Consider the following 15,557-nt stretch of genomic DNA (forward strand, 5'->3'; position numbering starts at 1 on the left):
ATGCTGGGGATTAATTTTTTTAAATAATTCATTTGCGGCGCGCTTTTGCACATTTGCATGTAAAGCATAGTTAGTTACGGCCTGAGAAAACCTCACGGCTGTTTTACTTTTGCTAATGTATCGCCTTGCAAAGGTTGCAATATTTGATTGCGTAATAATGCACTCATAAATTACTCACCAATTCACTAACAAGTCGTTCTATGTCATCACAATTATGACCGGCCGTGAGTGTGATTCGTAATCGCGCTGTATTAAATGGCACCGTTGGGGGCGAATAGCACTGAGCCAAATACCAACTTGTTTTAACTTATTAGCCACGTGCAAGGTTTGCTCGGCGCAACCAAGTACAATCGGTTGAATCGCTGTAGATGATGGCATCAGTGCAATTTTGTGTTGTTTGGCAAGCATTTTAAATTGATTAATATTAGCCGCTAATTTTGCGCGTTGTTTATTACCACGCTCAGATGTGATGTGTTTTAACCTCGCCAATGTGTGCTGTGCAATGAGGGGTGACATACCAGTAGAATAAATATAATCACGATTATATTGCAGCATATAATCAATCACTTCTTTACTTCCTAACACACACGCACCACTAGTTGCAGCGGCTTTACCAAACGTAATAACTAAAAGCTGGGGTTTAATTTTCTCGCAGCTGCCTAGTCCGTTCTCACCTAGCACACCAAACCCATGAGCGTCATCAATCATCAACCAAGCATTATGCTGCTTAGCTATTGCAGCGAGCTCAGCTATGGGGGCTTTATCGCCATCCATTGAGAACCACGCCTTCACTGACAATCAATTTATTTATCGCTTTTGATTTTTCAAGGCGTGATGTTAAGTGTTGCATGTCATTGTGGTTAAATCGCATCATTGCAGCGTGAGAGCCCAAGCCACCGTCAAGTAAACTGGCGTGATTTAATTTGTCATGAAACATCACACTTTGCTGCGCAGCGTGTTTATCTTGAAATAGCGCTTTTAATACACTGCTATTAGCACTAAACCCGCTGTTAAATAATAAGGCCGACTCATAACCAAGCTTGCCACATAAAAATGCTTCCAACTCTTGTGCTGTATCAGTATACCCTGTTACAAGCGGTGAGCTATGACTGCCCAGCTGAGCAGCCTCAATTGGCGTATCGAATTGAGCAAAGCCCAAGTAATCATTACTGGCAAAGTTAAGATACGTTTTACCATTGACTGTAATTTCACGCGCATTAGATTGGCTGACTAACTGTCGCTCACGCAAGAGCGCATCTTCTTGGCGTTGTTGAAGATGCGTTTTAAGGTATGTAAAGGCCATTATGCTTCGTAGAACAGCTCAGACGTAGCTTTGTCTGCCACTTGTGAAATCAATGAGGCTTCATGTGCTTCATCTGAATAATCGTGGCGTTTTTCAGGGTTCATACCCAGCTTTTTAATTAGGTTCATATCGGCATCAGCTTCAGGGTTTTCTGTGGTAAGCAGTTTATCCCCATAAAAAATTGAATTTGCGCCTGCAAAAAAGCACATTGACTGCATTTGTTCGTTCATAGCGTTGCGCCCTGCTGATAGACGCACATAGCTATGTGGCATCATAATACGCGCAGTTGCTATGGTACGGATAAAATCAAAATGATCTAAGTCGTCAACATTTTCAAGCGGCGTGCCCTTTACTTTAACCAACATATTAATAGGCACGCTTTCTGGTTGCTGTGGTAAATTTGCCAGCCCCATTAATAAGCCAAACCTGTCCGAAGCTTGCTCGCCCATGCCAACGATTCCGCCAGAACATACTTTCATACCTGCATCTCGCACATTTCCTATGGTGTCTAAGCGGTCTTGATATGTTCGTGTGGTAATAATTTGCTCGTAATATTCAGGCGATGTATCAAGGTTATGATTGTAGTAATCAAGACCTGCATCGCGTAATGCATGGGCTTTGTCATTATCAAGCATGCCCAGTGTCATACATGTTTCAAGGCCGAGCTCTTTGACTTCTTTAACCATTTTAGAAATGTATGGCATGTCTCTGTCTTTTGGATCTGACCAAGCAGCGCCCATACAAAAACGGGTTGCGCCTTTTTCTTTTGCGACCCGAGCTTGCTCAACTACTTTTTCCACTTCAAGCAGGCGTTCGCGTTCTAAATCTGTTTTGTAATGGCCTGATTGCGGACAGTATTTACAGTCTTCTGGGCAGGCGCCTGTTTTAATAGAGAGCAGAGTCGATATTTGCACTTCATTCGGGTTAAAGTTAGCGCGATGAACTGACGCAGCTTTAAATAATAAATCATTAAATGGCATCTCAAAAAGTGCTTTTACCTCTTTGTGTGTCCAATCGTGGCGAACGGCTGCAAATTCCATAATTCTCTCTTTTTATTTTCATGACGGTGGATATTGGCTTAGTCTACGACTTGGCGTAACATTGTCAACGAACCGAAGCGCAATTAAGTTTACCAATGAACAAAAAACAAACTATAGACCTTGATTTTGATCGTCAGCACATTTGGCACCCCTATACATCTATGACGCAGCCTTTGCCGGTATATCCGGTAACCCACACTCAAGATAATAAAATTTACTTAGCAACCGGTGAGTGTTTAATTGATGGCATGGCATCGTGGTGGAGTGCTATTCACGGCTACGGTCACCCGGTATTAAAAGCCGCTATGCATCACCAAATCGATACAATGAGTCATGTTATGTTTGGTGGTATTACCCATCAACCTGCTATTGAGCTATGTAAAAAGCTGGTAGCAATTACGCCAAATAGCTTACAAAAAGTATTCTTAGCAGATAGCGGCTCTGTAGCCGTTGAAGTTGCCATTAAAATGGCCTTACAGTATTGGTTAAGCCAAGGCATTACAACAAAGCAAAAACTCATGACTCCGCTTAAAGGCTATCACGGCGATACCTTTGCTGCGATGAGTGTGTGCGACCCAGTAAATTCAATGCATTCCTTATACTGCGGCTTTTTACCTGAGCATGTATTTGTACCAGCCCCTGTTAGTCAATTTGGCCAGACCTTTGATCATCATGAGGCACATCAATTAGCTGAGTACTTCGCTGCTCACCACCAAGATGTAGCAGCGTTTATTATTGAGCCTATTGTGCAAAATGCTGGAGGCATGAACTTTTATCACCCTGAGTATTTAAAAACAGTTCGCCAATTATGCAGTAAGTATGACGTTTTATTGATTTGCGATGAAATAGCCACAGGATTTGGCCGTACAGGTAAAATGTTTGCCGTTGAGCATAGCCAAATTGAGCCTGATATAATGTGCATAGGTAAAGCACTTACTGGTGGCACAATGACGCTTTCAGCGACACTCACCACGGACAAAATTGCTATTGGTATAAGTGAAGGAGAAGCAGGTGTATTAATGCATGGCCCTACGTTTATGGGTAACCCACTGGCCTGTGCGGTCGCTTGTGCAAGCATTGACTTATTAATCGAACAGGATTGGGCAAAGCAGATTGCACTTTTAAACGATGCATTAAGCTCCTTGCATAAATGTACTGAGCTAACTCACGTTAAAAATGTACGTACACTAGGTGCTATTGGTGTTGTTGAATTAACAAATGCTGTGAACGTTGAAAAAATTCAAGCTTACTTTATCAGTCAAGGGGTATGGGTACGGCCATTTGGTAAACTTATTTACTTAATGCCACCGTATATCAGCACAAAAGCAGATATAAACACACTCAGCAACGCTATTTATTGTGCGATAGAGGGCAGCCACTTTAAATAGCTTAAAATTACCATGTTTGAATGGCTTACCATTCAAACATGTAAGCCATTTTGCTGATCATACGAAGTGGAATATTATGTTCATTGCGTTTTGCATATAAGTGTTGCATCGATTTATCTTTCACCTCGCCTACAATCACTTCTTTGACTTGATACCCAAGCGCTATCGCAGCTTGGCTATAGGCGATGAATTCCCATTTTTTTATATTGGTGTTATCTACAATAACCAAGGGAATTGACTGCGAAAGCGCATTTATAAAGCGCGCTAAATTTAAATTATGAAATTGTGATAATTTAAATTTATCAAACTTATACTCACCCTGCTCGTTGTAAAAATAATCGTCAGTTGAGCATATCAAGTATTGGCTTTGATCGCCCAGCACGAGCTCATCAGCAAGGTTTTGCGCATAATAAGACTTACCTGAGCCTGGTAGTCCGCGTAAAATAAAAACTTGTTTCATGGAACCTATAATTGTTAGTTGGTTAATTAGCTAGATTATCAAAAACCTATAATGCCACAAAAGCGACATTAATCGCACATTTAAGAGACATTAATTTACAATGGTGATTAATAATCCGCCGCTTTATAAAAAAATATCAAATTTCGACAAAAAAAGCATAAAGAAACGACAAAGAGTTGCATCCACATGTTTTTTTATTTTCCGTTCAAAGGTAAGATACATGGTTCAAGTGCAACAAAGCACACATTTATTAATGTAGGCAACTTATATCATTGGAGTGAAGATGAGCCACTTAGCGATTTCAGAGCTATTAAAAAGGCAAGGTTGCGGTAGACAGCCAAGTAACAGTAAAAGGCTGGATCCGTACTCGCCGCGATTCAAAAGCAGGAATTTCATTTTTAGCCGTTCATGACGGTTCATGTTTTGACGCAATTCAAGCGGTAGTGCCTAATTCACTGAATAATTACGAAGAAGTGACCCGCTTAACAGCAAGCTGCTCTGTATCAGTCACTGGTGTACTGGTTAAATCTGAAGGCAAAGGTCAGTCATTCGAAATCCAAGCGAATAAGGTTGAAGTATTAGGTTGGGTAGAAAACCCAGACTCATACCCTATGGCTGCTAAACGCCATAGTATCGAATACCTACGTGAACACGCCCATTTACGCCCGCGTACTAACATTATTGGTGCCGTAACACGTGTACGTAACTGTTTAGCACAAGCTATTCACCGTTTTTATCACGAACAAGGTTTTTACTGGATCAGTACACCTATCATCACGGCAAGTGACTGTGAAGGTGCTGGTGAAATGTTCCGCGTGTCTACGCTTGATATGCAAAACTTGCCGCGTACAGATAAAGGCGATGTTGATTACAGCGAAGATTTTTTTCGGTAAAGAAGCATTCCTTACCGTATCTGGTCAGTTAAATGGTGAGACCTATGCATCTGCGATGTCTAAGATTTATACATTCGGCCCTACTTTCCGCGCTGAAAACTCAAATACATCTCGCCACCTTGCTGAGTTTTGGATGGTTGAACCAGAGGTTGCGTTTGCAGATCTTGAAGATATTGCAAAGCTTGCTGAAAACATGCTGAAGTATGTATTTAAAGCCGTACTTGAAGAGCGCCGTGATGATATGGAATTTTTTGCACAACGTGTAGAAAAAACAGCTATATCGCGCTTAGAAGAGTTTGTTGAAAAAGACTTTGCTCAAGTTGATTACACTGACGCTGTTGAAATACTAAAAGCTTGCGGTAAGAAATTTGAATATGCCGTTGAATGGGGTGTAGATTTACAGTCTGAGCATGAACGTTACCTTGCAGAAGAGCACTTTAAAGCACCATTAGTTATTAAAAACTACCCGCGTGATATTAAAGCATTCTACATGCGTCAAAACGAAGACGGAAAAACGGTTGCTGCTATGGACGTCGTTGCACCTGGCATCGGTGAAATCATTGGTGGTTCACAACGTGAAGAACGCCTAGATGTACTTGATGCACGTTTAGACGAAATGGGTCTTAATAAAGAAGACTACAGCTGGTACCGCGACCTACGTAAATACGGTTCAGTTCCGCATTCAGGGTTTGGTCTAGGCTTTGAGCGTTTAGTTGCTTATGTAACAGGCATGGGCAATGTACGTGATGTTATCGCCTTCCCACGTACCAAAGGCAGTGCAACTTACTAAATAAGTAATTTGTTTATTTTAAAAACCAGCTCATTCAGCTGGTTTTTTTATATTCAAAATTCAGATTTAACCACACGGCTAATCAGCATGGTACAAAAAAGTCACCTTAGGTGACTTTTAAAATAATCGCATAAACATCACTAACCAATAATTAAATCATCTTGCTGTAATAGCTTAGCCGTGTTTCCCACAATGTCTTCAACAGATAGTGCATTGATCAGCTCAATACCTTCAGCTTGTTGCTGGGCGCTTAATGGTACATACGGTAAACGAAATACTGGGTTAACCGCCGCTGTCATCATCAATGCAGTGTTGATTGCAATTGGGTTAGGCTCACAGAATAACCAATTCATTAATGGCTGTAATGAACGATTGAGCTCAACGTTTTTTGTATCCATTAATTGGCGGAACAACCCTGGTATTAGGTTCGATGTGACTGAAATTACACCATGTGCTTTATAAATATGACGAGCATCATGAGCTTCATCATCATTACCTGACCAACATGCTATTCCTTGTTGCTCATAATGTTCGATACGTTCATTACCACCACACTCTTTAACACCAATAAAGTGCTCATGCTGAGCTAAAGGTTCAATAATATCGGGGGTCAAGTCTTGCCCTGTACGCCCTGCAACATTGTAAATAAATGCAGGTCCAATCGCCAACACTCGTTTAAAGTGCTCTTTAACACCCGCAATTGATGTACGACCATAATAAGGGTTAATTTGCAGCGCTGCATCCATACCGCTAGCAAAACCATACTCCGTTGCTTTTATTGCTTCACGGGTATTATTGCTTCCTGTATTACCTACAATAATTAATTTATCTGAATATTTATTAACGCTGTGCGCAATAAGCATCAAATGCTCTTCCCAATTCATTAACTGGCCTTCACCGGTTGTGCCGCCGACCACGATGCCATCAACGCCACCAGCAATTTGCTGCTCAACTAATTGATCATAGGTTGCAAGGTCAATTTCACCCGTTGATAAGTATGGGGTTTTAATTGCTGTGATAAGACTTGCTTGTTTAATTTGTTCTAGGCTGCGCATAAAAATATATTCTTAAAAAAACTTGCCGTATTTGTAACATAAATGAACTTATTTTGGGAGTTTTGCAAAGCCTAATTAATAAAATAACTTGTGTTATGACCGAGTGTAAGACAAAATAAAACAACTGTACAAATAAACAGTGCTATTGTTTTTTTACTTCGAGTATCAATTTATGCGTTTATCACGATTTTTAGCAACCCATTTTTATCACAGTGAAGAGCTTTGTCAGGCCCTAGCAATCGACGAAGACACGCTCTTACTATGGCAGGAGTCGGGACTATTTCCTAAACCCAGCTATTGCATTAAAAATCAGTTAAGTTGTAGCTCATATTCCGGCCTTTATGAATGTGAAGAGTATGACGACTATTACCCGCGCGGGTGTGTTAATTGGGGCCAAGGCTTAGCAAAGCAAAAAATAACGTCATCAAGCCAAGCATTTAATTACTTTGCTCAGCAATATATGGCTGCACTGAATAAGCTTGCACAGCAAGGTTTTGAGTTTAACGAGGAACTATTTGGTAGTGAAGTTGAAGAAACACCTACAACAAGTATGGCAACAGTTTTTATGCAGTAAGTATGGTGTACTAACACAAAACGGCTTAATTGACGAAATAGCGGCTGTTGATATTGGCCGTTTAGTGGTAGACGACATAACCGAGCTTCGCACTAAGGCGTGTCTTAATCAAGATGAACGCACACGGCTACACCCCGCCATGAAGTTATTAAACCGTGCATTGAGCCATGGTGCTGATCATGAAAAGCAACATACTCTGCGCTCGCGATATATTGATGCGCTCGTGCTCAAATACGACTTATCGGTAAAATAATTATTACCAAATAATAGTAAAGCAAATAATAGTGTATGGCGTTAAATCATGGTTACCTTTTCTTAATGATTAGTTTACTCACAGTCGCTTTGTTTAAGCTCTATTTTGCCTTAAATTTTGAGTACAACCAATAATCTAAGCTGACAAAACGGCCGCCGCCGGTAAAGAATAAACTGAGTAACATAACAAAATAAATTGCGGAGAACTCAATGCCATTATTCAAAATAACGGGGGTTCCTGTTTCATAAAGATACTCTGGGTAGCCATGCTCATTAACCAAGGTTTTAATTTTATCAATACGTTGCTGTGCCTCAACAGAATTGGCTAAGCTGTCTTTTGCCCCAGGTATAGACAACCAATCTAATACTTGTGCTGCGCTCGTTTGTGGGTTTGTTGGTGTTATAGCAAACCAACCATTACCCCAATGCACTGTGGTTGCTGCGACAACCATAATGAACATGAGTGGAATCGTAATAACGCGAGTAAATAAGCCAAGTAATAAAAACCATCCCCCTAAAAACTCACTCCAACCAGCTAAGAAGGCAAGTAAATCAGGAAACGGTAAACCTAAACCCCATTGCTCATTGCCAAACCATGCAACTACATCTGGCGATGCTAGGAACAGCTCACTAAACCCTACTGAATCACCACTTAGGTTAAGTTTAGAATAGCCGGCAATAATCATCACTGGTGCGAGAATTAAGCGAAATAATAATGACGGTATACCATCCAATATAGCTAATTTTTTAATTGAATAGTTATAACTAGTGAGAAGTGTATTTATCATAGCGGTCGCGCCTTTTTAACTTGTACTAACAACAAGACCGCTATAAACGAGAGATTATTTCAGTTAAATTTTACGGGCAACCTGTAATGCTTCATAGATTGCGCGTTTAGCATCTATAGCGGCAGCCAACTTTGCACCACCAATTACATGCACCTTAGGGTTTTCACTAAGCGAACTCAACTCTTCATTATTTGAAACCTGCCCTATACAAGCAATTACAGTATCTACAGGTAATACTTGCTCTTCTCCACCTACGCTAATAGTTAAGCCATGCTTATTGAAGCCTAAATATTGGCAATCAGCAATTTGTTTTACGCCATGTTGTTTAGCTACTTGGCGGTGGATCCAGCCGGTTGTTTTGCCTAAATCACTGCCAAAGCGCCCTGCACTTCGTTTGAGCATATACAATTGACGACTATCTTTGTGCGGCGATGGTTCACATTCAATGCCCCATTGTGATTTAAACTCACTAATAGATTGCTCGCGTTTTTCTGTTAAAAAAGCGACCATATCAAAACCAATACCTCCAGCACCTAATATTGCAATTGATTTACCTAATTCTACTTCACCTCTGATCACTTCATCATAGGCATAAACACGCATACCATCAGTACATTCAAAGGAAGCTTCTCTAGGTCTTACCCCTGTTGCGAAAACAATATCATCGTAATCTTCTAGCATCTGCTGAGAATATGCTTTTCCTAGTTCAATTGTGACGTTCAAACGTTCAAGTTCATTTATAAAATAGGTCAGTGTATGGTTAAAGTCTTCTTTACCAGGGATACGCATTGCTAGGTTAAACTGCCCTCCCATGTCTGCCTTCTTATCAATAAGGGTTACTTGATGACCTTTTTGCGCTAAATAACAACTAGCAGATAGTCCTGCTGGTCCCGCTCCAACCACCAATACATTTTTTGTTTTATTAGTTTTGTGTAGTGGATAATCTAGCTCAAATCCGGCTTGTGGATTCACTAAACACGTTGCGCGTTTACCTTTAAATACATGATCCAAACAGCCTTGATTACAACCAATACAAATATTTATTTGCTTGCTTTGTTGGGTTTTATATTTATTAAAAAAAGTCAGGATCAGCAAGTAATGGTCTTGCCATGGAGATCAAATCAGCCTCACCTGCATTTAAGATATCATTAGCTATATCGGGAGTATTAATTCTATTTACCGCGATTACAGGTAACTTAACAGCTTCTTTTAAACGTTTAGATGCTTCTTTAAACGCGCCTGCTGGAACCATGCTGGCAATGGTAGGTACCCTTGCTTCATGCCAACCAATACCTGTGTTTAATATGTCTACACCCGCTTGCTCTAAAGCTTTTGCTTGAATTACCACTTCATCAGGAGTCGAGCCATTAGGAATTAAATCAACCACTGATAACCTAAAAATAATTAAAAACTTATCACTCACTTTTTCACGTACAGCTTTTACGGTGTCGATTGCTAATCGCATTCGATTTTCTAAACTGCCACCGTATTCATCAATCCGCTTGTTTGTATGAGGAGCCATGAATTCATTAATTAAGTAACCTTCTGAGCCCATGATTTCAACACCGTCGTAGCCTGCTTTTTCAGCAAGTTTTGCTGAGTGAGCAAAATCTTTGATGGTTTTTTTTATTGAGCCCAATGACATTGCTTTTGGCTTGTACGGATTAATAGGCGCTTTAATTGCACTCGGTGCTTGATTAAAGGGGTGATATGCATAACGCCCTGCGTGTAATAATTGTAAGCAAATTTTTCCGCCATGTTGATGCACAACATCGGTGTATGCTCTATGTTTGATCACATCATAAAAATTATTAAATGAAGACGATATAGGTGTTAATTTACCTCTTAGGTTAGGGCTGTAACCACCAGTAATGATCATACCTGTGCCGCCTTTCGCCCGTGCTTCGTAAAACGCTTTTAAACGCTTTCGATTGTGCCAACCTTCTTCAAGGCCTGTGTGCATCGAGCCCATAACTAAACGATTGCGTAATTGTGTGTGCTTTAATTGTAATTGTTGTTCTAACATTCTGTGCCCCAATCAACTGGTCTAACCTCTATACATTAGTGAATTCTGCTTGATTGGCAAGCAATAAGCAACAAATCAGGTAATAAATGTAAAATATGTCAATAAGTTTAGGTTAGTTTTGCCTTTCATAAATACTTAGTTACGATTTAACAGTTAAATTATTTTTTATTCTGAGCTAAGATGGTGCTAGTTATAAGCTGTACCAAATTAAGGATTTATTTTGATAGCAAAGGTATTTAAAGGACTTTGGACTGGGTTAAATTTTTCCCGCCGTTTAGTTCTCAATTTATTATTCGTATTACTTGTTATTCTTTTTATCGTTGCAATAACAAGTGATGAGGATGAAATTAAAGTTGCAGATACGTCTGTATTACGGTTAAACCTCAACGGACCAATCGTTGAAGAGAAAACCTATGTCGACCCTGTTGAAGCTGCGATTAATGATGCCACTATGGGTAACGAAGCTCCGGCTGAAATACTACTAGATGACATTATTGAAGTCATTGATCAAGCGTCTAAAGACGAGCGAATTAGCGTAATGCTGCTTGATCTTCAAAAAATGCCCAGTGCACACCTTAATAAGTTAAAACAAATCACTGACGCTATTGAACGTTTTAAAGCGCAAAATAAACAAGTTATTGCAACAGGTTATTATTACACCCAAGCGCAGTATTACATTGCCGCTCATGCTGATGAGATTGCTATGCACCCTTATGGTGGAGTAGCAATTGAAGGTTATGGCATGTACCCACTGTACTTTAAAGATGCCTTAGAAAAACTTGCCGTCACTCAACATATTTTCCGTGTTGGTACGTTTAAATCAGCTGTTGAACCTTTTATTCGCAATGACATGTCTGATGCAGCAAAAGAAGCTAACCGTGTATGGTTAGGTGCTTTATGGCAAGAATATAAGCGTGATGTTGCAGCAGTACGCCCTTTTGATGAATCAAATTTTGATGAAACGATGGATGAATTACTTACTAAAATGCAAGCGGTCAATGGTGACTCTGGTAAATACTCATTAGAAAATCAGTGGGTTGATTCATTAAAAACCAATCAGCAAATTCGTCAACAGTTAATTGATATTGTAGGCGCTGAAGAAACCGGTAAAACATTCAATCAAGTGTCGTTCCATGAATACTTATCGTTAGTTAAACCACCCATGGAGTTTGACAACCCAATTACGGAAAAAGTCGCTGTTGTTGTTGCTAAAGGAACTATTGTGGATGGTGAACGTAAAGCGGGTGAAATCGGTGGTGACTCAACGGCAGCCCTACTTCGTAAAGCACGCCTAGATGATAAAGTAAAAGCAGTGGTACTACGTATTGATTCAGGTGGCGGTAGCATGTTTGCATCTGAAGTTATTCGTGCCGAAGTACTTGCACTTAAAGCAGCTGGTAAGCCTGTTATTGCTTCAATGAGCTCTGTTGCGGCATCAGGAGGTTACTGGATTGCCTCTGCCGCTAATGAAATTTGGGCTGCACCAAGTACGATTACTGGATCTATTGGTGTATTTGGTAGTTTTATGACATTTGAAAACAGTATGGCTAAACTTGGCGTATATTCTGATGGTGTCGCGACCACTGAAATGGCTGGTTTATCAATCACTCGCCCACTAAACGAAAAAATGGCCCAGGTTATTCAATTAAGCGTTGAAGATGCTTATCGCCGCTTTTTAGATGTTGTAGCCGATGCACGTAACATGACACCTGAACAAGTTGATAGTATCGCACAAGGGCGTGTTTGGATTGCTTCACAAGCAAAAGAACTAGGCCTAGTTGATAAGTTAGGTAACAAACAAGATGCCATTGAAGCTGCCGCAGCCCTAGCAAAGCTCGACTTTTATGAAGTTAAAACGATTAAACATAGCTTAACACCACAAGAACAAATGATGCAGGACATCTTTGGCAATGCCTCTGTTAAAGCATTTATTGGCGGCTCAACCACCACCCAAAGTGTGCTAGCGAGTCAAACAGATCTTAACTCTATAGTGAAAAAGTTAAGTACTGAGATCAATGATTTAAAAGATTATAATGATCCACAGCATATTTATTCTCGTTGTTTAGTATGTAACGTTATTCAGTAAATCAGTCCTTCTCGACTGTACTCTATACCTACACAGGTTATACTAAGCCCAGTTTTTTTACTGGGCTTTTTTTATGAAACGTAAACGTATTTATATCGCTTACACTGGCGGTACCATAGGAATGAAAAAATCAAGCCGCGGCTATATTCCTGCCGAAGGCTTTTTGACCGAAACAGTGGTTAATAACGCAGAATTTAACCGTGATGAAATGCCTCTTTTTGACATTCACGAATATTGCCCTTTGATAGATTCCTCTGATATGTCTCCTGAACATTGGCAGCTCATTGCCGATGATATCAAAAGTAAATACCACGATTATGATGGTTTTGTTGTTCTTCATGGCACTGATACCATGGCCTATACCGCATCAGCACTGTCTTTTATGTTTGAGAATCTAACTAAGCCAATTATAGTGACTGGATCACAAATCCCTTTGTCTCAATTGCGCTCTGATGGACAAGTGAACTTGCTTAATGCCATGTACTTAGCAGCTAATTACCCTATTGCAGAAGTGAGTTTATTTTTTAATAACCAGCTATTTCGTGGCAACCGTGCCACTAAAGCACACGCTGATGGATTTGACGCATTCGCATCACCTAATTTAGAGCCGTTAGCATTGTCGGGTATTAATATTCAACTGTTAAAAGGTCAGCTTAGCCCTTATGTTGAAAATGAGCTTCAAGTGACCAATATTACCCCACAACCTATTGGTGTTTTATACCTTTATCCAGGTATTAGCCATGCAGTAGTTAAAAGCTTGGTTAACGACAACATAAAAGCCTTGGTATTATTAAGTTTCGGTGTAGGAAATGCCCCTCAGGATCCTGAATTTTTAGACATACTATCTAGTGCCAGTAAACGTGGTATGGTCATTATTAACCTGACTCAGTGTTTAAAAGGTCATGTTAATATGGGTGGCTATGCGACAGGAAACGCCTTATTAAATATTGGGGTAATAAGCGGCTATGATATGACATTAGAAGCATGTTTAACAAAGCTACATTACTTATTTAGCCAACAACTTGAAGTGGAAACCATTCGCCATTTAATGCAAGATAACTTACGTGGTGAACTGAGCCGCTAGATAGCAGGGTTAGAGACACAAAAGGCACGCTAAATAGCGTGCCTTTTGTTTTTAGTACTGGTTAAAATTAGCGAAATACACGACGCAAACCAACCAGTGGAAGCAATAATAACGTATACCACGGGAAGCTAGCAGACTGGCGCTCATAGGTCTCTGTTTCAGGATCTGAACACTGTTCTACTTCACCATCAGTTGGGGTTAGCTTAACCGCAACAGCAACACTTTCGTATTCAATGTCACCATTAATATCTGTTACAACACCGCCTAATGAATCTGTTTTTTCAACCGTTTTCGTTGCGACACCAAAGATTTCATTGTTGTTATTAATAGACTTCGCCTCTGAAATAACGTATTTGTATCGCGTTTCACCGTCGTCTTCATAACAAGGTAATAAATCATTCAGGTTGGTGATACTGTCTTCACCTATCTTATACAGAAAGCCTTCGCGACGACGAGAACCAACATTGAAAACATCGGTCTCACCTTCACCAACAATATAGCCATTATCGTTGATATCATTTGCAATTGAAGCAGAACTACTAAAATAATCTGTAGGAAACACAGTGCTACCAGATGCTATATCATGATAGAAAAATTTAAACCGTGAGGCACCTTCAATATATTTAGTCGCGTAGCCAACTATTACATCATTCTCATTGATGCTAATAGCTTTACCACCAAACCAATCATCTTCTTGATCGACTATCTCAGTAACATTACCATCTTTAAAATAAACGGGTAACGATAAAATGGTGTCAGAGTCTTTTACATATCGAACTGAAGAATAGCCTACTGCTATACCGTTTTTATTAACCCCTACCGCATTACTTATAAATGCAGCACCCTCATCTTCATCCGGTGTCAATCCAAGGCCGAGTATTTCAGTATCAACGATATTCAAACTAGAATCCAGTTTCCACTTGACTGCACGTAAGTCAAATAATTGTGACGATGAACCTCTGTGTATATTTTCTATACAAACACTGATTAATTCATCTTCTCCATCACAGTTATCATCAATATTTTCTTGTCTATCTTCAGGTATCCCCGTTGAAACCTGGCCTACTACTGTGTAACCACTATTCGTCTTTACAATATCACCGGCTGAACTAATACCACCATATTCATCAAAATCAGGAGTCAATGGGAACGCTACACCTGAGTCAGAAATAACAACACCGCGAGAAATAAACTCTCGTTCATAATGGGTTTCTTCATCATCTTCACCATCAGGGGTAAAAAGCACTTTATCATAGGGCGCACTGCCCCACCCAACAGATACACCATCATCGGAAATTGCATTGTAAATATTACTGACTGACCGAGTTAAACCATCAAAATCGACAGAGCCTGTATCAAATAATACTTGCTCTTGTGCTGGTGAACCATCCTCTGAAAATCTTATTGCAGCAAGGTTAGCGAGCTTTTGATATTCTGAGTTATTTGCTTGACCGGTAAGAAACGAAAGCATAAAGCTATGTGCATCTGGGTTCGTTGCCGCAGCGTTTTTATTTTGAATATCATCAAGTGTAAAAGTAATTTCTTTCTTAATTAACTCAAAATAGGCTTCTTCTTGTTCATAAGCACTTTCAATTAAACTGTCTGTAAAATCAATATAACTAACATCAATAGGTAAATTATATAAACCATTTACTAGGCCAATCATATGGCCGTTTTCACTTACGTCTGTTACATATCTATGTTTTGCTTCATCAAATGAACCAAGTTCAGTTAATTCGTAAGTAGCACTTAAAGCTGATGTGCTCATCGTCGCTAAAATACTGGCAGCGAGTAATTTATATTTCATTTTAGTCCTTA

Annotated in this window: 8 protein-coding genes and 4 pseudogenes; 5 read left to right on the forward strand and 7 right to left on the reverse strand. The window is 39.8% G+C overall.

The features are described 5' to 3' along the window. Window positions 1–163: 163 nt before the first annotated feature. Both ACU8V8_RS08550 and bioB read right to left on the reverse strand, forming a co-directional pair. Window positions 164–1,303, reverse strand: a pseudogene (locus ACU8V8_RS08550) (8-amino-7-oxononanoate synthase). After that, window positions 1,303–2,343, reverse strand: coding sequence for a biotin synthase BioB (bioB, locus tag ACU8V8_RS08555; RefSeq protein WP_087532259.1), 1,041 nt, complete (start codon window positions 2,341–2,343; stop codon window positions 1,303–1,305). Before bioB ends, ACU8V8_RS08550 begins: the two are co-directional and overlap by 1 nt. Window positions 2,344–2,438: 95 nt before the next feature. On the opposite strand from bioB, the gene bioA reads away from it, so the two are divergent. Next, window positions 2,439–3,731, forward strand: a complete 1,293-nt coding sequence (gene bioA / locus ACU8V8_RS08560; protein WP_446889472.1) for an adenosylmethionine--8-amino-7-oxononanoate transaminase — start codon at window positions 2,439–2,441, stop codon at window positions 3,729–3,731. 25 nt (window positions 3,732–3,756) lie between these two features. Here the strand turns inward: bioA and ACU8V8_RS08565 are convergent, their stop codons facing one another. Beyond that, a complete protein-coding gene (locus ACU8V8_RS08565; RefSeq protein WP_446889473.1) occupies window positions 3,757–4,191 on the reverse strand; it encodes an AAA family ATPase in 435 nt (144 codons plus the stop codon). A 283-nt stretch (window positions 4,192–4,474) separates the two neighbouring features. Here ACU8V8_RS08565 and asnS point away from each other — a divergent pair. After that, window positions 4,475–5,874 (forward strand): annotated as a pseudogene (asnS, locus tag ACU8V8_RS08570) (asparagine--tRNA ligase). 140 nt (window positions 5,875–6,014) lie between these two features. On the opposite strand, the gene dapA reads toward asnS, so the two are convergent. Further along, window positions 6,015–6,929, reverse strand: a complete 915-nt coding sequence (dapA, locus tag ACU8V8_RS08575; protein WP_087532263.1) for a 4-hydroxy-tetrahydrodipicolinate synthase — start codon at window positions 6,927–6,929, stop codon at window positions 6,015–6,017. A gap of 172 nt (window positions 6,930–7,101) precedes the next feature. Between dapA and ACU8V8_RS08580 the strand changes: the two are divergent. Continuing rightward, window positions 7,102–7,756: pseudogene (locus ACU8V8_RS08580) on the forward strand (DUF6058 family natural product biosynthesis protein). A gap of 100 nt (window positions 7,757–7,856) precedes the next feature. Here ACU8V8_RS08580 and ACU8V8_RS08585 read toward each other — a convergent pair. Both ACU8V8_RS08585 and ACU8V8_RS08590 read right to left on the reverse strand, forming a co-directional pair. Continuing rightward, window positions 7,857–8,543 carry an HvfX family Cu-binding RiPP maturation protein gene (locus ACU8V8_RS08585; RefSeq protein ID WP_446889474.1) on the reverse strand — a complete coding sequence of 229 codons (687 nt, stop codon included), beginning with the start codon at window positions 8,541–8,543 and terminating at the stop codon, window positions 7,857–7,859. A gap of 63 nt (window positions 8,544–8,606) precedes the next feature. Then, window positions 8,607–10,569, reverse strand: a pseudogene (locus ACU8V8_RS08590) (oxidoreductase). A 220-nt stretch (window positions 10,570–10,789) separates the two neighbouring features. Between ACU8V8_RS08590 and sppA the strand changes: the two are divergent. After that, the gene (gene sppA / locus ACU8V8_RS08595; protein WP_446889475.1) at window positions 10,790–12,655 is read left to right on the forward strand and encodes a signal peptide peptidase SppA; all 1,866 of its coding nucleotides are present in this window, start codon (window positions 10,790–10,792) and stop codon (window positions 12,653–12,655) included. A 73-nt stretch (window positions 12,656–12,728) separates the two neighbouring features. Beyond that, complete coding sequence (gene ansA, locus ACU8V8_RS08600) at window positions 12,729–13,739, forward strand: asparaginase (RefSeq protein ID WP_446889476.1); 1,011 nt, start codon at window positions 12,729–12,731, stop codon at window positions 13,737–13,739. A 67-nt stretch (window positions 13,740–13,806) separates the two neighbouring features. Here the strand turns inward: ansA and ACU8V8_RS08605 are convergent, their stop codons facing one another. Continuing rightward, window positions 13,807–15,546, reverse strand: a complete 1,740-nt coding sequence (locus ACU8V8_RS08605; RefSeq protein WP_446889477.1) for a DUF3466 family protein — start codon at window positions 15,544–15,546, stop codon at window positions 13,807–13,809. Window positions 15,547–15,557: the final 11 nt, after the last annotated feature.

It is taken from the genome of Pseudoalteromonas sp. SaAl2, from assembly GCF_052947895.1.

Bases quoted from the DNA above. Each gene is read 5' to 3' on its own strand.
- ACU8V8_RS08605 (WP_446889477.1), bottom strand. From the start codon at position 15,546: ATGAAATATAAATTACTCGCTGCCAGTATTTTAGCGACGATGAGCACA.
- ACU8V8_RS08585 (WP_446889474.1), bottom strand. From the start codon at position 8,543: ATGATAAATACACTTCTCACTAGTTATAACTATTCAATTAAAAAATTA.
- ACU8V8_RS08565 (WP_446889473.1), bottom strand. From the start codon at position 4,191: ATGAAACAAGTTTTTATTTTACGCGGACTACCAGGCTCAGGTAAGTCT.
- bioB (WP_087532259.1), bottom strand. From the start codon at position 2,343: ATGGAATTTGCAGCCGTTCGCCACGATTGGACACACAAAGAGGTAAAA.
- dapA (WP_087532263.1), bottom strand. From the start codon at position 6,929: ATGCGCAGCCTAGAACAAATTAAACAAGCAAGTCTTATCACAGCAATT.
- ansA (WP_446889476.1), top strand. From the start codon at position 12,729: ATGAAACGTAAACGTATTTATATCGCTTACACTGGCGGTACCATAGGA.
- bioA (WP_446889472.1), top strand. From the start codon at position 2,439: ATGAACAAAAAACAAACTATAGACCTTGATTTTGATCGTCAGCACATT.